A 16,416-nucleotide genomic window follows, 5' to 3' on the forward strand; every position below is an offset into this window, starting at 1 on the left:
CCAGGATCAAACTCTTCATTGATTTCTAAATTGTCTGTCCTGTTTTCCGTAAATAGACTTCCAAGAAATTTTCTTGGGCCGTCACTAAGCACATCTCCGATTCCTTCAATCTTCCCGAAAGTCTCGCGGGCTTTCGCTTTTTCCTTCGTGACTCGGTTTCGGCCTCGTCTCTCAGGAACGGCGCCAATTATAGAATTTTCAGGAACATTTGCAAGGGGTAATTCTGAAAAAATTTCACTTTTTTTCACTTTTTTCGCTAAAAACGGGATGTATGCCGTCCGCGCTACAGATTATTCACATTCTGTAAACAGAAATCTTTTGCGAGGAAAAGGAGATGCCCGCTCGTCCCCGTCAAGCGAGGACAGGCGCGAGGACAGGTAGGCGGGCATGACAAAAGCAGAGAATGGCTCGGCTAACGCAAAAAAAAACGCCCGGGAGCGGAGCTTCCGGGACGTTTTTCAATTGCGATTAGGCGTCTTGCGCGCGTTTTGGCGAACGTTTAGTTCGGCTTGCAACCGTTCGGATATTCGTCCGTGAGGCATTCCTGTTCTTCAAGAACATCGCCTTCCTTGAAGGTGGACCAGTCATCGTGCCACTTGTAACGGTTATCCTTAGTCTTGTTGATACGCGTCAGATAATGGTCGATGAGGTACTGCGGGCATTCCACTTCTTCCCAATGATAGGTCGGATTGTCAGCAGCCATGTACCAGTCTGCAAACCAGTGGCAGCCACGGAGCAAGTTCGGAAGCCCTGCGTTACCGAATGCAGCATCGCACATGTCCTTCACGCATTGCTGATAAACTTCAAGCTTGTTGTCATAGCCATGCTTGCTCTGGCATTCCGTGAGGAAGCCGCCAAAGCCTGCACCCCAGTTGATATTTGCACCATTCACCTGCGTAGAGAGAGCGTCAAAGGCGCCAACGCCACCACCCGGCACCATGAGGTCAAACTGGCCTACTTCCACGTCATGACCGATGTTAGACGTCATCACGACAATGTGCTTGCCCTTAAGAGCCTTGTGAGTTTCCTTCGGAGCGTTGTTTCCGCTAGCATCCTTGAAAGAACCGTCATACTGCAAGTGGAAGCACTTACCGCAAGTCGTCTGGGAACCAGGACCTGCCACATAAGCGTAAGAGAGGTTTTCGTTCACGGCGATAGGCGCCATGTCCGTACAAGTGAACACGCCCTTTTCCTTGGCATTGCCACAGGCATTGTTCGTACCCTCGAAGCCAAACCAATACTGCTGCACGGCGTGGCCAAGCGTAAATGTCGGAACTTCGACGTCGTGGATATTGCAGTTACGAGCAGTCGTCATGCCCTTCACGTAAGATTCCTGAGTGGTCGTATCGGTCTTGCCTTCCTGACCATTGCTAATCCAGGAGCAGTGCGGCTTACAGGCATCCCAATAGCGGCTGTTCCAGCCCTTGTTGCCATTGCTCAAGATGTCCTTGGTGTATTCAGCAGGAGGCGGACCGTAAGATTCGAGAGTCGGGAAACCGCTTGCATCCAACTGGGGGTTAGCACTGCTAGAGCTTTCCGCAGCAGAAGAACCCGGAGTTGCGCTAGATGTAGGATCAGCGCTAGATGTCGGATTTACAGACGAACTAGACTGTAACGGATTGATGCTGGAGCTAGAGCCCAAAACCGGCGGAACACCGCCTGCCGAACTGGACTGCGGGTCAGAACCACCACCTAAACCCGGCGTAACGGACGAGCTAGAACCTGGATTTAGGGTTTCAGAGCTAGAGCTTCCTTCACCACCCGGGACAAAATTCGCCTCGCAACGCTGCAGCACAGCTAAATTAATTCCAGACAAAACAGGAGTGCCCGTGGCATCCAAAATATTGCTACCATCAAATACGCCAACAGGATTGTCCACAACATCAGTCACTTTGTTGTCATCACCGATAATCCAGTAGGAATTGCCAACTTCGACAAGCCAACCCGAATGAGTAAGTGTCATATAAGAGCAAACGTTCGAAGACGCTGGTCCATTTGGAATTGTAGTGGAATCAGAGCAGGCGCTATACATCGCACAGGCGCCCACCGCAAGCAAAGAACTCAATAAACGTTTTTTCATAATTTTCCTTTTTACACCTCTTCTAAAATTAGATTTTATTGTGAAAAAAGGCACAAAAAAAAGTTTTTTGAAAGCAGATATGTGAGTTGGGACAAAAAAAGGCCGCACTTGCGTGCAAGCCTTTTGGTTATTAGCTATTAGTCAATAGTCATCAGCCTTAGTTAGGCGCCAAAGGCGCGATTACTTAAACCAATGACCAACTACTAATGACTAGTCCCTGAACTTCACCTGCTTGGTGCCGGCGACAACTTCACCGATCTGCGTCCACTTTTCGCCCTTAGCTTCGAGGTGAGCAACGACTTCAGCCTTGTCAGCCGGGTCGATGAAGATGAGCATGCCCATGCCCATGTTGAACGTGGAGTACATTTCGTCCTTTTCGACAGAGCCAGCCTGCTGGATGAGCTTGAAGATCATCGGAGGATCCCACGTGGTGCGGTCGATAATCACGTCGACGTTGTCCGGGAGGATACGCGGGATGTTGCCCTGGTAGCCCGAACCCGTGATGTGAGCAAGGCCCTGGATCTTCTTCTTGTTGCAGAGGTCGATGAGGCTCGGGTAGTAGCTGCGGTGCGGAGTAGCGAGAGCTTCGCCGATGGACTTGTCCATGCCGTCCACGACCGTGTCGACCTTGTAGCCAGCCACGTCAAAGAGAACCTTACGAGCAAGAGAATAGCCGTTTGTATGGAGACCCGTGGACGGGAGACCGAGGATGATCGTACCCGGCTTGATCTTCTTACCGTCAATGATATTTTCGCGTTCCACGACACCCACGATCGTACCGGAGATATCGTAGTCACCCGGACCATAGAAGCCCGGCATTTCAGCAGTTTCGCCACCGATCAAAACGAGGTCGTTTTCGCGGCAAGCCTTGGCCATACCGGCAACGAGCTTGTCCATGACACCCGGTTCCAAGCGGCCCGTAGCCACGTAGTCAAGGAAGAACAGCGGACGAGCGCCCTGGACGAGGATATCGTCACAGCAGTGGTTCACAATGTCCTGGCCCGGCAGTTCGTGCGTGCCCATTTCGATATCGACCTTGAGCTTGGTGCCCACGCCGTCGACGGAGCTCACGAGGACAGGGTCCTTCATGCCGAGGTGGTTCAGCGTAAAGAGGCCACCGAAGTTGCCCACGTCGCCGAGAACGCCCTGGTTGAATGTGGTACGTACGGACTTCTTGACACCGACCATTGCCTCGTCGGCACGTGCCAAGGAAACTCCTGCGTCTGCGTAATTCATCTTTTTTCCTTTGCCCTACGAGCGGGCAGCGATTTGGCCCTATTTACGGGCACTTTGTTTTTCATCAATATTTCTGAGCGCATCAAGGATGAGGCTTGTGGTATCCGACATCTGGTTGATGTTTACAACATCGGGCATCACATGCGTATCCAGCTTGAACAAGGTATCGTCGCCCCACGAAAGCAATTTTTCGAGTGCATCCGGACCTGCAAGCCTGCCGCACTTGGCACAGCAGATTCGGCCGTCCTGGAAAGCGATAAAGCCCGATTCACCGGAGCATTCGAAAATGACCGTCCCGGTAATGCGGCTTTTTTCCATAGTCTGCGCAAAATCAATAAACGGAAGAACCTTCGCCGAAGCCAAAAGCGACAAGCGTTCGAACTCGTCAATCGCCTCGTTCTTTGCACGGAGGCGGTTTGCCATCACCTTATAGAGGTAGACCACGACGCTTGGATTCTTGTCAAGGAACTTCACGAACTCCGCCTTCGGGATGTGAAGCACCGTGCAGCCGTCTTCGGCAGCGACAACCGTGTTGCTAGTCGGTTCGTTACACAGGATGGACATCTCGCCAAAACAGGAGCCACTTTCCAAAACGGCAAGCGAACTGTAATGACCGTCCGGCAAAATCTGACCGCAAACCGTGGCGCGCCCACTCTGCAGGACGCAGAAGGAATCGCCATCGACTCCGCCCTGGAGGATGATTTCACCAGCGTCGTATTCACGAATCTGGGAATTCAATAGCAGATAATCCGCATAATCCCTCGGAACCAGTTGCAAGAACGGGGTCCCGAGATCATACTGAGCAGCGATCCAGTCTCCAATACCTGTGTGTGACATCATACGCTAAAAATTATAGATATTTCTGTACCATTTGTAAGTGGTATCCACAGAATTTACACTCGGAACGGACCCTTTTATGCATTTCGTAAGATTCCACAGGAGTTCCGCCGGACGCGTAATCGCCCCTTCGTAAAAATCGTTGCCACCGCCAGGCCCCTTGCGCCCGTCATTCTGGAACACATTCTTTTCCCTGAACGCCTTGATATTTTTTACGCGGGGCTCCAGCGAGAGAATTTCATCGACAGTACCAAACGCAGACGGATTCACCCACATGTCCACGCTATCGGCAAGCGCATAGACTTCTTCAAAAGAGAACGTGAGTTCACGTGAAGTATCGGAAGCCCAAATGTAACAGCCCCCCGCATCGCGGACGAGATTTGCGGTAAAGCTGTTGCCGCCGGACGCATGCCACACGCCACCGTAGGACATTCCGGCAAGGACGCGAGGGCATTGTTTAGTAGGCGGTAGGAAGTAGGAAGTAGAAAGTGAGTCATTTGTGGGGGAAGCCTCCCCCTCGCTCGCACCCTGTAGCTCGCTACCCCCTCTAGCGGGGGACACCCCCGCAACGCCCCCATTGCGAGATGCAGAATTTGCAATCAAGTTCCTTAAGGTTTCGTACTTTTGTTTCTCTTGTTCATAAATTGAATCGGCAAGCGGACGGACGCTGAATAGAATTCCGTACAACTTAATCCATTCCAGTTTTGCAAGCGGGGTATTTTCCTGCCATTCGGAAGTGAGCATCAACGGCAAGCTCGTGCGTGCAATTTGTTCGTAGTTATCGTAATCACCGCCTGTCGTAAAGTCAAACACCAAGTCCAAATTAAGCGCCATCAGCTTTTCCAAGGCGCCCGCATCGTAACCGATACTCGCTACAGATTTATTCTTTGCACGCTCATACAGAATGCTATCCACGATGTACTGCCCGTCCGAAACGCCAACAATGTTATCGCGGAGCCCGAGCCGAAGCATATACCCCACCTGCGATGTCGAGAGCGCAGCCACGCGCTTGAGCGGCACACGCAGCACAACCGCCGAAAGCCACTCCTCTGGGAACCCCCGACGTTGCAAATCCGTCCCGAGAGCAGCCGCAGCAGAATCCATCATCACGTACTTGTGGACGAGCGTATCCTTGCCGACCACGGAACGCACAACAGCGACATCCACCCCGCACAGTTTACCAATCGAGAAATAACCGCTCTCCATCGTCTCGAACTGCACCGATTCACTGCACTTGACCACCGGCGCTTTGGATTGCAAATTCCCTTGCGTGCCACTCGACTCGTCACGGCAGCCCGCCAATGAAGGAAGCACGACCAAGGCGCCCCAAAATCCCAAAAACAGCGGAACACCGCGCAAAATGCGTGACGCATTCCCTGAAAAACTAAACCTCACCCCTCGGAACGAATGGCAAAAAGCCCTTAATTTCTTGATTTTCAACATTCTATCGTAAATTTTCATGCACAAAACCAGAAGATAATGTATTTTATTGTTTGATTTAATGTCTCTTTTTGAGATTCCTATTAGGAGAGAGCCTTTATGAAGACAAAAATAGCCTCTTTATGCATGGCCGCGGTGTTTACCATTCTTGCATTTGCCAGTAATTCATCTGCAGCCGACGAAGGATTTTACGACAAAGACCACATCCGTGGATTCGTTTCCATTGGCGGAGATTTCCGCGGCATGTTCCCCGGATTCTACGACTACATCAACACGGTTCCCTTCGCAAGCGGTGCGCTTAAGTACAAAAGCGGTCCGGACACAACCGTTTACTACGGTGCGGCAAACTACAGCAAGTTCAACAGGTACTATCCCGGTATCCAGTTCAATATCGGCGCGCAGTACAAGCAGTTTCTGACCTGGTTTAGCATCAACTTCGCCATCACGCAGATTTCGGAACGTCCAAAGTCCAGCATGACCGCTTACGCCCTTGACTCTACGGGCACCCCCGACTTTACCAAAACCTCGGCGTTCCCGCTTTACGACGCCCGCTGGTTCAACTACGGTGTCGACTGGATGTTCGGCTGGAAGACTCTTGGCGAAGACGCGTTCTTCAACTTGATTCCGGCTGTGGGTATCGGCTTCAACATGATGAACATCCACTTCACGTCTAACTACGTTGTCACAAACTATTCCAGCAAGGAAGAATCCATCATGCGCGACCGCTACTATAGCACCATGGCAGCCACGTTCAATGCCGAACTCGAAGCACGCCTCCAGTTCGAGCAGTTCTCTATCGGCCTCTACGGCGGCTACCGCGCTATACGCTACAACGAACTCAACGTCGAAGGGGCAAACCTCGACACCACGGTCTTCAACACCGACAACAGCGGCGATACCTGGTTTGTGGGCCTCCGCATCGGCTGGACCTTCTTGAGCCCGTGGGCCAAGAAGCAGCAGGACAAGATTTAAGCAAAATCGAAATGCTAACCAAGCCTCGCCAACGCGGGGCTTTTTTTGTAACCGTTTTTACCAAAGCCGCACTTTTCCCTATAGCCAGAAGGCTCGTCTAGTGACGCCATGATTTTCTTGAGATACGCCTGCCAAATGTTTGAATTTTCCGGCTGTGGATTGTAAGGCAGCATGAACAAATTCCTTTCGGCTGAGCGGGATGGCGGATATTTTTCGGCAACCTCTTCCATCGCCACATAGTAGCCGCTCTGTTCACGCAGACAGGTATCTGTCCGCCAATAAATCGGGATGTCGCCCTTCTGATACTCAAAATTCCAGCCCAGCAAAAGCATGGGAACACCTTCGCGCTTGAGGCGCTCCGGCAATGTCGAATACTGTCCCTGCGTACTCAATAGCACAATGACATCGATTTTATGGTAATGCGCATAAAGGTGGGCGTCCTCGACAAGCTGCATATTCGGACCCATACGATTGATATCCGACGGCACATTGTAATGCACCTCGAATCCTGCCAGAGCAAGCTGTTTTTCAAGGCGCTCCTGACCATCGTTTATCGTTCCGTCTCCCCTATCGAGATGCCTTACATACGGATGATAGTAGTGCGCTTCAATTTCGACCGGGCAGCCCTCACGCCCCAAGAGACGCATGGCGTAATCCCGCACCCAGCCCTTGAGTTCCCTAAAATCCAGGCGCGCATGATAGCGGTGATACCTAAGATAATACTCGTTGACCTTCTTTAGCGTGTAGCCGTCCAAAAAGAAACCGACCCGCAACAGGGACAACTTGCTCGACATAAAAACCTCCTGATATGTTAATGGCTTTTACTTATTAACACGCTTTTTTGTCGATTTTGTCCCAATTTTTTTTGATAATATTTTTTAACAGTATGTTTGGTGGTTATCAGCTATTGGCAGTTGCAAAAAACTAGATCAATTTGCGGTCCTTGAGGTCATCCATCAACGAACCGGGCATCCATTTTTCGAGTTTCTTGAACTCGGGATCATCGAGCTTCTTGCGCTGTTCGGAAGCCTTGGTATCGTCGCCGGCATCGTGGTAGATGCGAATGAGGTTCAAGACGGAGCACCAGTAGCGAATGGACTTGCCCGTGCGTTCGAGGTAGTCGGCAGCACTCTTTTCGTAAATGGTCGCGGCCTCATCGTAGCGTTCGAGCCTGTAAAGCATGTCGGCCTTGATCTGGAGCATCACCGGATGGTTCGGGGCCTTCCGGAGTCCGCGTTCAGCAAGCGAAAGCCCCGTCTTGTAATCCTTGCGGTCGTAGTGCATCCAGATGAGCGGTGTCAAGAACAGCGGCCAGAATCGTGCCGAACGCAGGGAACCCGAATCGAGAATCTTGAGGTACGCTTCGCGATTGTCCGACTTGAACGGGAGCCAGCCAAAGCTGTTATCGACGTAATACGCATAAATCGCATAGAACGCCTTCGATTCGTAATCCTTTGCATCCTCGAACTGGCTTGCTGCCGAACGCGTCTGCATGGCGCCCTTGACGGAATGGCCCGTCTCGGTAAGCACATAGCCTATCTCAAAATTGCGGAGCGCATCCCACAGGCCTTCGGTCTTGCAGGTTTCGAGATTCTTGGCGGCAACCTTGAGCGATGTGGTATCGCCCTTATCGTCGTACATGCTCACGCGGATGATGTTCTGGAACACGCAACCTACGCCATCGTTTTCGAGGCGGAGCTTGCGGGCCAGGTTGAACGCTTCGACGTAGTTGAGTTCCATCGTCTTTTGCGTAATCTTCTCGGCAAGTTCGTTTTGCGCCGGAGAAAGTGCAAAAGAAAGTTCGTCGGCAACGGAAATGCCAACGACCATGAATAGCGATGCGATGAATCTCTTTAACATTGTAAGCAATTTAGAAACTTTCACGTTTACAAGCCATCTTCCACTTTGGAATATGCAAAAGCTTGCCTCTCAAAGTAAAAAAATGTATAAATACAATAGATGTTAATAAGAAATAAACAATTTATTAACACTCTGTTAAGAAAAATCAAGTTAAGTGGTTGTCAGAAGGCAATTTACAAAAACAGACCACGATACCCTTTCTCGATGGAGGCCACCATGAAGATGTTCCACAAAACACAAACCGCGGCTCTCTACTACCTGCTTCACACAGGGTTCCAATCCTTCAAGGAGCGGATCAAGGATGAGCTGACCTCCACAAGCGGCATCAATCTCGAAGACATCATGGACGATTCGAACCTTTATGCTTACTACCAGCAAGGCGAATCGGCGGACTTCGTGGCGGCATGCATCGCGGCAAACAGCTAGCTTCTCTCTCTATTCCGGACTTAACCGGTTTTCCTCCTAGAAAAAGGACCCTGTGGCTAAAGCCGCAGGGTTCCCTTTTTTAAATGCCATCAAAATGTAATGGCGAGTGTGTATGGCGGCCCCGGAACGGAGTCCGGGGTGACATGCTTAGTTACTTCTTTTTCTTGGACTTGGCGGATTCTTTTGCCTTGTCCTGACGTTCGCAGGTCGTCACGACTTCGAACTTGCCCTTGTTCACCGTAATAATCTTCGTGTTGGCGTTTGCACCGCGACGGAACTTGATATCACCGTAAATGCCCTTGAAGTCCTTGGTCGCATTGATATAATGCGTCATGTCGTCGTCCTGGCCAGTCACTGCGGCAAGCGCTGTAAAGATAATGTTTGCGGCATCGTAGCTGAGACCGCTTACCTTGTCTTCACCCGGTTCAACGCCCCAGCGAGCGGTAAAGTCCTTCACAAAGTTCGTATAGGTCGAATTGCTCTTGTTCATGTCGATACCAGGAACGCTGAAGTAAGAACCTTCGACAAGGCGCTTGCCCTGGATCAAGAGTTCACGACCGTACCAGCCAGATGTTCCAAGATAGGTGCCAGATACTTTGTTAAAAGCAGCCTGGCTCACCATGGCACCTGCATCTGCCGGATTTGTCGCCGGGATAAAGAGGCCCGGGAATTCAACAGTGGAGTCGGCGAGGTAAAGCTTGCGGTCGCGCGGGTTTACCGTGTTCAAATCGTTCAAGCCCTTGGCAATATTGCGACGGCGGTTTTCCTGATTGAAGCGAACATCGCGCATGAGGTTGAATTCCGTCTTGTAGTCCGGGCGGCCTTCTTCGTAATTGCGGAAGCCGACAACATCACCACCACGACGTTCAACAGCACGGGTAAAGCTTTCGGACATGGCCGTACCGAAATCGCCAAGCGGGCTCATCACACCAAATTCGCGAATGTCAAGGCACTTGATAGCGAAGTCCGCAATCGTCTGCGCGAGGATGTCCATGGTGAGGTTCACCTGGAAGATGTTCGGTCCAAGCTTTGCGATGCCTGCGTCTGTTGCAGTCGGAGTAAGCATCGGCACATGCTGGAAGTTTGCACCAAGCCATGCAGCAACAGACGTTGCCGGAGCACTCATGATAGGACCAATAATAGCGATAATGCTATCCTGGTTCACCGCGCGTTGCGTACGCATAAGAGCGATAGCGGCATCGGCGTGCGTGTCCTGGAAGATGATGTTCACCTTGCCCTTGAGGTTTGCCTGTTCGTAAGCGAGGAGAGAACCCTGCACAGCGGCGGTACCAAATTCAGCGAAGTCACCAGAAAGCGGAGCGAGCACGAGCACGGTCGGAAGACCGGCGCCGAGACCTTCAAGAGCGCTGATACCTTTCTTGGCGGTCTTCTGCAAATTCTCGGAAGAAGTCGTCTTGAGGACCTTCTTGTACCAGTACCTTGCGGCGCGGTAGCGCTTGGCGTTCTGGCATTCACGGCCAAGCTGCAACTGCATCCAGCCCATCACTTCGCGATCAACGGGATACTTTTCAAGCAAAGCCTGAAGCTGGTCTGCGGTGAGGAGGGATGCGGCCAAAGTCTGAATGGCGACATCTTTAGCACGAGACCTTGCAGCCGGGTTGGTCGAGTAAGAAAGCACACGGAGCATCGCCTCGACACCGTCAAACACGGAGCCCTTTTCGACATCGACAACAGCGCGGGCAAGTTCCATGCGTTCGCGGTAAGCAGATTTCACATGGTATTCCAGGAAACGGGATGCCACATCGTAAGCATCGTCCTTCTTGCCTGTGCGGAGGTAGCATTCTGCAAGCATCACGGAAGCCTTTTCACCTTCGAGCTTGCGGAACGAGGAACTATAGATTTTCTGAAGCGGAGCAATCGCATCCGAGCAGCGACCGCTCTTGACCACAGACTTCACTCGTTCGACATCGTCCTGTGCAAAAACAGAGGTAGAGAGGACTGCTGCTAAAAATAGGGGAAACAAGCGATTCATATTCAAACCTCGCCGGTCTTACTGGAAGCTGTCGGCAGCCTCCTGAATGACAAAATGTTCTTTCTTGATTTGCTTTTGAAGAGATTCGGGGAGCTTGGACCAGTCGACAATATCAACACGGAACGGAAGGCCGCTTTCGACAAAAGCCTTTTCCACCGAAGTCATGTCATCAAGAGATATAGGAGAATCCGAGATGACAACCAATTCCAAATCCGTATCCGGAGTCAAATCGACACCCGTGACACGCGTACCGTATGCCCAAACCTGAAAGCCTTCAAAATGGAGGCCAAGAATTCTCTGTACGGTTTCCAACTGATCCGTTTCTAAGCAAAGAGTCATAGTTCACTAAAATATAGTTAATGTATTTTGACACTGACTGTCATTACAGCCGGTCGGGTACAAAACGGAGGAACAGAAGTTCGGTATCGCTGCCGATTCGGACCGGAGGGCCCCAGGAATCGACACCGCTAGAAACGAGCCATTTGACCTGATCAAGTTCGCCAAGACCGTAGGCAAGGCGCCACACCCAGTCGATAATGAGCGTTCCCGGGAAAAACTGGCCATTGTGCGTGTGACCGGACATGGCAAAGTCAGGACGGCGGCCAGGGTGGTCTTCTTCGATGCCATGCGGCTGGTGATCGAGGAGAAGCCAGGGGAGTTTAGATTCTTCTGCCATCGGGCGCAAGTCGAAAAGCGGCTTACGTTCGACATCACGCATCTTGGCAACGCTGTGATCTACGCGGCCGGTAATGCAGGCAAAAGGCGTGCAGACGGTAGAGTCTTCCAGCACGACGAAACCGTTATTCTGCATCCACTTTTTAAAGTCACTGCCTTCGCGTTCAAGGAACCCTTCGTGATTCCCGTCGATGGCAATGGCTGCCATCTTCGCGGTTGCAGCAAGCTTTTGCACTAGGAAGTCGTATTCCCAAGCAGAGAGTGTCGAATCCACGACATCCGAAAAGTCACCGCCAAACAGCACCAGGTCCGGGTGGAGGCTATCGCTCACATGAACGATGCGTTCCATCTTTTCGCGCTTGAAAAGCGGGTCGATATGGAGGTCGCTAAAGAAGACTGCCGTAAATCCCTTTTCGGTCGGGACGGCAATCTTGAACTCGCGAATGTGGAAATTGTCATTTGCGCTTGCGCCTGCAATGCGGAAGATGAGCGTCAAAAGTACAGTAACGAAAAGCAAAAGTCTCGCCACTAAAATTTCAATGCGGCGGTCAAGCGGTTTCTTGACAATAGCGCGGCGGATGCCGCGGACAATCCACCAGAGGATATAAAGGAAGAGCGCTTCGGCAAGCCAGACGGCAAAGAAGGACATGCCAAGCGATGCAAAATAACTTGTTCTAAACAAGAAGCAGATGGGGAGGAGGATTACCGAAATTCCGGCAATGACGCTTCCCTTGATTCCAGGCGCCACCATCCTGACATTAAAGAACAGGAAGAGTACGCCAAAGATGAGTATGCAAAAAAAGATCATTTCAGTTTCGCTTTAATAAGTGAAAGGACATCTTGGTGGACTTCATCGGGAGTGCGGTCTGCATTGACGACACTCACGCAATCGCTATAATCGCGACCTGCGGCGAGATAGCCTTCGCGAACACGCTCGAAGAATTCAGCCTTTTCGCTTTCGAGGCGGTCAGGGGCGCCACCGCGAATAGCCATGCGCTTGCGGCTTGATTCGACGGTCAAGTCGAGAACTACTGTGAGTTCTGGGAAGCAACCGCCACAAGTGAGTTCCGTGAGACGCTGGACTTTATCAGCACCGAGCCCGCGGGCATAACCTTGGTAGGCAAACGTGCTCCACGCAAAACGATCGGCGATGACGATGTTGCCGGCATCGAGTGCAGGTTGGATGATTTCGTGAATCACCTGGGCGCGGGCAGCATTGTACAGCAAAAGTTCGGTATCATCTGCCATGATGCCCTTGAAAGCGGGGTCGAGCAAGAGTTCGCGAATGCGTTCGGAAATTTTGGCGCCGCCGGGTTCACGCAGCCTCACAACCTTGTGGCCTTCGGATTCTAGCACGCGGACGAGCATGTCGATTTGTGTAGACTTTCCGGAACCGTCAATGCCTTCGAGGCTGAAAAATTTCTTCGCAGTTTTCATAAGAACAAATATGCAAAAATTTTTGGGTGAGCGCCAATGGCTTTTTCTTATTTCATAAAAGTACATCATGCGGGCGGGGCCCCAGCTCGGAGTTGACGCCTACGGCGTCAGCGGCTTCACTCGGTTATGCCGGTCTGCAAGCAGCCCGTCGCAACACTCGTTTTGCACGCTACTGCGAAGAATATACCTTGGCCGACGCTTTATTCTCTCGACGAATTTTTATTTATTCAAAACAAACTGAATATCTCGCTTTTTTTATGGATGTAAAAAAATCCTCGGCGGGGAAGCCGAGGATTTTTCAATCACTAAGTTGCTTCGGGCATTTGCCCTCGCAATGACATTTCAGAATTATCTAGTAACTACTAACTAATAACTAGTAACTCTTATTCAACGTCCTTGCCGTGGCACTTCTTGTACTTGAGACCAGAACCGCACCAGCAGAGGTCATTGCGACCGAGCTTTGCGCCAGCCTGCTGCTGGGCACGCTTCACAGCGGCAGCGAGAGCCGGATTCACGCGGTTCGGGCGAGTGCCCGGGAGTGCGCTCTGCGGCATCGGCTGAGCCTGCTGATCTTCGGAAAGGGCGTTCGTCTCGGACGAAGCTGCCTGACCGGCAAGACCTGCGGCCTTTGCGCCTTCGGCACTCAACTGTTCTGAAGTTCCTTGGGACGGCTGTGCATCAGCGGATTCCACAGACTGGTCTACACCTTCTCTCGTCTCTCGTCTTTCGTCTCTCGTCTGTTCTGCGGCCTTGCGTTCGGCATCAATCTGTTCCTGGCTCTTGAGCTGGAGCTGGTCCGGAGAGACCGTCACACCGTTCGGGAGCGTGATGCGAATGTTCAAAATGCGGAGAGCCGTAAGCGTTGCAATCTTTTCCATGCAGCTTTCGAACATCTTGAAGCCGTCATTCTTGTAGACCATCAGCGGATCCTTCTGAGCGTATCCGTGGAAGCGGATAGCATCCTTCAGCTGGTCCATAGCATACAAGTGTTCCTTCCACACCTGGTCAATCGTCATGAGGAGGAAGCGGCGTTCGATATTGCGGAAGTCGGCATCCGGAATAATCTTCGTGAGCTTGTCGTAACGCACCTTGCAGAGGTTGATGATTTCTTCGAGCACCTGTTCCGGCGTCTTCGAAACAGCTTCATCAAGCGTGAGGCTGTATTCCATGCCGAGCGTGCGCTGCAAGTCTTCGTGCAAACCTTCGAGGTTCCACTGTTCCGCATAGCTCTTTGCCGGGATGTAGTTGGAAACCTTGATATCGCAAGCGTCTTCGATGCGGTTCATGATTTCGTCACGGATATCTTCACCGTTCAAGATACGACGGCGGAGCCCGTAAATCACCTTGCGCTGTTCATTCATCACGTTATCGTAGTCGAGCAAGTGCTTACGGATATCGAAGCTCTGGCTTTCGACGCGGCGCTGTGCACCACGGATGGAACGGGAAACGATCGGGTGGGTAATCACTTCGTCTTCGCCCACGCCAAAACGGTTCATGAGGTTCTTGACGTTGTCACCACCGAAGATACGCATCAGGTTATCATCGAGGGAGAGGAAGTACTGGCTAGAACCCGGGTCACCCTGACGGCCGGAACGACCGCGCAACTGGTTGTCGATACGGCGAGATTCATGGCGTTCCGTACCGAGCACATGCAAACCGCCGAGCTCAGTCACTCCCGGTCCAAGAGCAATGTCAGTACCACGACCAGCCATGTTCGTTGCAATCGTCACCTTGTCCTTGTGGCCTGCGTACTGGATGATTTCAGCTTCGCGGCCATGGTTCTTGGCGTTCAAGACTTCGTGCGGGATGCCTTCCTTCTCGAGCATGCCGTGGAGAATTTCGGACTTTTCGATGGATGCCGTACCCACGAGGATCGGCTGGCCCTTCGCATGGCGTTCCTTGATTTCAGCAACAATGGCGCGCCACTTGGCATCTTCGGACTTATAAACGAGGTCCTGCAAGTCCTTTCGGATGCACGGCTTGTTCGTCGGAATGACCCACGTGTTCATGTTGTAAATCTTGATGAATTCCGTTGCTTCGGTTTCAGCCGTACCGGTCATACCGGAGAGCTTCTTGTACATACGGAAGTAGTTCTGGAAGGTAATCGTTGCAAGCGTCTGGTTTTCGCGACGGATCTGCACGTTTTCCTTCGCTTCGATAGCCTGATGGATACCATTGGAATAGCGGCGGCCTTCCATCAAGCGGCCCGTGTTTTCGTCGACGATGATGATTTCGCCGTCACGAACGATGTAGTCGACATCCTTTTCAAAGAGGTACCAGGCGCGGAGTGCGTTATCGAGGAAGTGAACCCAGTCAGCATGTTCGCCATAGAGGTTCGTAATGTGCATCAAGTCCTGGATGTGGAGCACGCCCTTTTCGGTAAACTGGATGTTCTTGTCCTTTTCATCGACAGAGAAGTCCTTGTTCTTGACGAGCTGCTTCGCGATTTCGTTTGCCTTGGCGTACTTTTCGGTAGCGTCTTCGGCCGGACCACTGATGATGAGCGGTGTACGGGCTTCGTCGATCAAGATGGAGTCGACTTCGTCAACAATACAGAAGTTGAGTTCGCGCTGCACGAGCTGGTTCGGTTCCACCGCCATGTTGTCGCGGAGGTAGTCAAAACCGAATTCGTTGTTGGTACCGTAAGTCACGTCGGAGTTGTAGCTTTCGCGGCGCTGTTCCGGATTAAGGCCGTTCACAATGAGACCGACCGTAAGACCGAGGAACTTATAGACCAAGCCCATCTGCTTGGCGTCACGGCCAGCGAGGTAATCGTTCACCGTCACCACATGGACGCCATGACCAGAAAGACCGTTCAAGTAAACCGGGAGAGCAGCGGCAAGCGTCTTACCTTCACCGGTAGCCATTTCAGCAATAGCACCTTCGTGGAGCACGAGACCACCGATCATCTGCACATCGAAAGGCAACATGCGGAACGGCTTCACGGATTCCGGATAGAGTTCACGAACCTTGGCGTAGAGAGCTGCCGGGAGGTAGACTTCCCATTCATTCTTTCCGCTTTCGAGTTCTGCCTTCGCCTTGTTCACGGCTTCCTGGAGTTCCGGGCCGAGGCGGCTAAAGTCAAAGCCAAATTCCGGCTTGAAGATGTTGAAGATACCGAGACGGCGGTCGCAAGCTTCGCGGCAAACGGCAAAGGCATCAACCTTGATATCGTCGAGGGTGGCTCCATTATTCAGCTTTTCACGGAATTCGGCGCTCTTTGCAGCAAGTTCCGCGTCATCAAGCGTTGCGAGAGCCTTGCAGGCTTCGTGAATCTTTGCAATCACCGGGCGGAGCTGTTTCACCTTACGTTCATGAGGTGTACCAAAAATCTTATGGAGTACTGTATCTACAATGCTCATGGTTGTCCTTGATTAAAAATTAAACGTGGTTAAAAGTAGCAAAAGATGTGCCAAATATATTTTCGTTTCAAGTTGAAAAGCCCCTTTAAAGTGCGTTT

General features: G+C 51.7%; 14 protein-coding genes. 2 read left to right on the top strand and 12 right to left on the bottom strand.

The window, feature by feature from the left end:
• The 5 genes from B3A20_RS04835 to B3A20_RS04855 form a co-directional block, all read right to left on the bottom strand.
• Positions 1-248, bottom strand: a 248-nt coding sequence (locus B3A20_RS04835) for a hypothetical protein (RefSeq protein ID WP_290762499.1), incomplete at its 3' end; no start/stop codon positions are given.
• Positions 249-499: 251 nt separating this feature from the next.
• Positions 500-2,080 carry a glycosyl hydrolase family 5 gene (locus tag B3A20_RS04840; protein WP_290762500.1) on the bottom strand — a complete coding sequence of 527 codons (1,581 nt, stop codon included), beginning with the start codon at positions 2,078-2,080 and terminating at the stop codon, positions 500-502.
• A 210-nt stretch (positions 2,081-2,290) separates the two neighbouring features.
• Positions 2,291-3,316: a phosphoribosylformylglycinamidine cyclo-ligase gene (purM, locus tag B3A20_RS04845; protein ID WP_088660298.1), complete on the bottom strand. Its 1,026-nt coding sequence runs from the start codon at positions 3,314-3,316 to the stop codon at positions 2,291-2,293.
• A 39-nt stretch (positions 3,317-3,355) separates the two neighbouring features.
• Positions 3,356-4,156: a cyclic nucleotide-binding domain-containing protein gene (locus B3A20_RS04850; protein ID WP_290762501.1), complete on the bottom strand. Its 801-nt coding sequence runs from the start codon at positions 4,154-4,156 to the stop codon at positions 3,356-3,358.
• Positions 4,157-4,159: 3 nt separating this feature from the next.
• Positions 4,160-5,614, bottom strand: a complete 1,455-nt coding sequence (locus tag B3A20_RS04855) for an ABC transporter substrate-binding protein (RefSeq protein WP_290762502.1) — start codon at positions 5,612-5,614, stop codon at positions 4,160-4,162.
• 78 nt (positions 5,615-5,692) lie between these two features.
• Between B3A20_RS04855 and B3A20_RS04860 the strand changes: the two genes are divergently transcribed.
• Positions 5,693-6,565, top strand: coding sequence for a hypothetical protein (locus tag B3A20_RS04860; RefSeq protein ID WP_290762503.1), 873 nt, complete (start codon positions 5,693-5,695; stop codon positions 6,563-6,565).
• Positions 6,566-6,579: 14 nt separating this feature from the next.
• On the opposite strand, the gene B3A20_RS04865 is transcribed toward B3A20_RS04860, so the two are convergent.
• On the bottom strand, positions 6,580-7,359 hold the full coding sequence (locus B3A20_RS04865) for an NYN domain-containing protein (protein ID WP_290762505.1): 780 nt from the start codon (positions 7,357-7,359) through the stop codon (positions 6,580-6,582).
• Positions 7,360-7,489: 130 nt separating this feature from the next.
• A complete protein-coding gene (locus B3A20_RS04870; RefSeq protein ID WP_290762507.1) occupies positions 7,490-8,425 on the bottom strand; it encodes a tetratricopeptide repeat protein in 936 nt (311 codons plus the stop codon).
• A 216-nt stretch (positions 8,426-8,641) separates the two neighbouring features.
• Between B3A20_RS04870 and B3A20_RS04875 the strand changes: the two genes are divergently transcribed.
• The gene (locus tag B3A20_RS04875) at positions 8,642-8,851 is read left to right on the top strand and encodes a hypothetical protein (RefSeq protein ID WP_290762509.1); all 210 of its coding nucleotides are present in this window, start codon (positions 8,642-8,644) and stop codon (positions 8,849-8,851) included.
• Positions 8,852-9,002: 151 nt separating this feature from the next.
• Here the strand turns inward: B3A20_RS04875 and B3A20_RS04880 are convergent, their stop codons facing one another.
• The 5 genes from B3A20_RS04880 to secA all read right to left on the bottom strand — a co-directional run bounded on the left by B3A20_RS04880 (position 9,003) and on the right by secA (position 16,318).
• The gene (locus B3A20_RS04880; RefSeq protein ID WP_290762510.1) at positions 9,003-10,844 is read right to left on the bottom strand and encodes an ABC transporter substrate-binding protein; all 1,842 of its coding nucleotides are present in this window, start codon (positions 10,842-10,844) and stop codon (positions 9,003-9,005) included.
• 18 nt (positions 10,845-10,862) lie between these two features.
• On the bottom strand, positions 10,863-11,183 hold the full coding sequence (locus tag B3A20_RS04885; RefSeq protein ID WP_290762512.1) for a nucleotidyltransferase domain-containing protein: 321 nt from the start codon (positions 11,181-11,183) through the stop codon (positions 10,863-10,865).
• 43 nt (positions 11,184-11,226) lie between these two features.
• On the bottom strand, positions 11,227-12,327 hold the full coding sequence (locus tag B3A20_RS04890; protein ID WP_290762513.1) for a metallophosphoesterase: 1,101 nt from the start codon (positions 12,325-12,327) through the stop codon (positions 11,227-11,229).
• Complete coding sequence (tmk, locus tag B3A20_RS04895) at positions 12,324-12,956, bottom strand: dTMP kinase (protein WP_085491853.1); 633 nt, start codon at positions 12,954-12,956, stop codon at positions 12,324-12,326. Before tmk ends, B3A20_RS04890 begins: the two co-directional genes overlap by 4 nt.
• A 383-nt stretch (positions 12,957-13,339) precedes the next feature.
• The gene (secA, locus tag B3A20_RS04900; RefSeq protein ID WP_290762515.1) at positions 13,340-16,318 is read right to left on the bottom strand and encodes a preprotein translocase subunit SecA; all 2,979 of its coding nucleotides are present in this window, start codon (positions 16,316-16,318) and stop codon (positions 13,340-13,342) included.
• Between the last annotated feature and the right edge of the window lie 98 nt (positions 16,319-16,416).

Source organism: Fibrobacter sp. UBA4297 (genome assembly GCF_002394865.1).
GTDB lineage: Bacteria > Fibrobacterota > Fibrobacteria > Fibrobacterales > Fibrobacteraceae > Fibrobacter.

What these genes read in the sequence shown, in the direction of transcription:
- B3A20_RS04840 (WP_290762500.1), bottom strand. Translation starts at nt 2,080, where the DNA reads ATGAAAAAACGTTTATTGAGTTCTTTGCTTGCGGTGGGCGCCTGTGCG.
- purM (WP_088660298.1), bottom strand. Translation starts at nt 3,316, where the DNA reads ATGAATTACGCAGACGCAGGAGTTTCCTTGGCACGTGCCGACGAGGCA.
- B3A20_RS04850 (WP_290762501.1), bottom strand. Translation starts at nt 4,156, where the DNA reads ATGATGTCACACACAGGTATTGGAGACTGGATCGCTGCTCAGTATGAT.
- B3A20_RS04855 (WP_290762502.1), bottom strand. Translation starts at nt 5,614, where the DNA reads ATGAAAATTTACGATAGAATGTTGAAAATCAAGAAATTAAGGGCTTTT.
- B3A20_RS04860 (WP_290762503.1), top strand. Translation starts at nt 5,693, where the DNA reads ATGAAGACAAAAATAGCCTCTTTATGCATGGCCGCGGTGTTTACCATT.
- B3A20_RS04865 (WP_290762505.1), bottom strand. Translation starts at nt 7,359, where the DNA reads ATGTCGAGCAAGTTGTCCCTGTTGCGGGTCGGTTTCTTTTTGGACGGC.
- B3A20_RS04870 (WP_290762507.1), bottom strand. Translation starts at nt 8,425, where the DNA reads ATGTTAAAGAGATTCATCGCATCGCTATTCATGGTCGTTGGCATTTCC.
- B3A20_RS04875 (WP_290762509.1), top strand. Translation starts at nt 8,642, where the DNA reads ATGAAGATGTTCCACAAAACACAAACCGCGGCTCTCTACTACCTGCTT.
- B3A20_RS04880 (WP_290762510.1), bottom strand. Translation starts at nt 10,844, where the DNA reads ATGAATCGCTTGTTTCCCCTATTTTTAGCAGCAGTCCTCTCTACCTCT.
- B3A20_RS04885 (WP_290762512.1), bottom strand. Translation starts at nt 11,183, where the DNA reads ATGACTCTTTGCTTAGAAACGGATCAGTTGGAAACCGTACAGAGAATT.
- B3A20_RS04890 (WP_290762513.1), bottom strand. Translation starts at nt 12,327, where the DNA reads ATGATCTTTTTTTGCATACTCATCTTTGGCGTACTCTTCCTGTTCTTT.
- tmk (WP_085491853.1), bottom strand. Translation starts at nt 12,956, where the DNA reads ATGAAAACTGCGAAGAAATTTTTCAGCCTCGAAGGCATTGACGGTTCC.
- secA (WP_290762515.1), bottom strand. Translation starts at nt 16,318, where the DNA reads ATGAGCATTGTAGATACAGTACTCCATAAGATTTTTGGTACACCTCAT.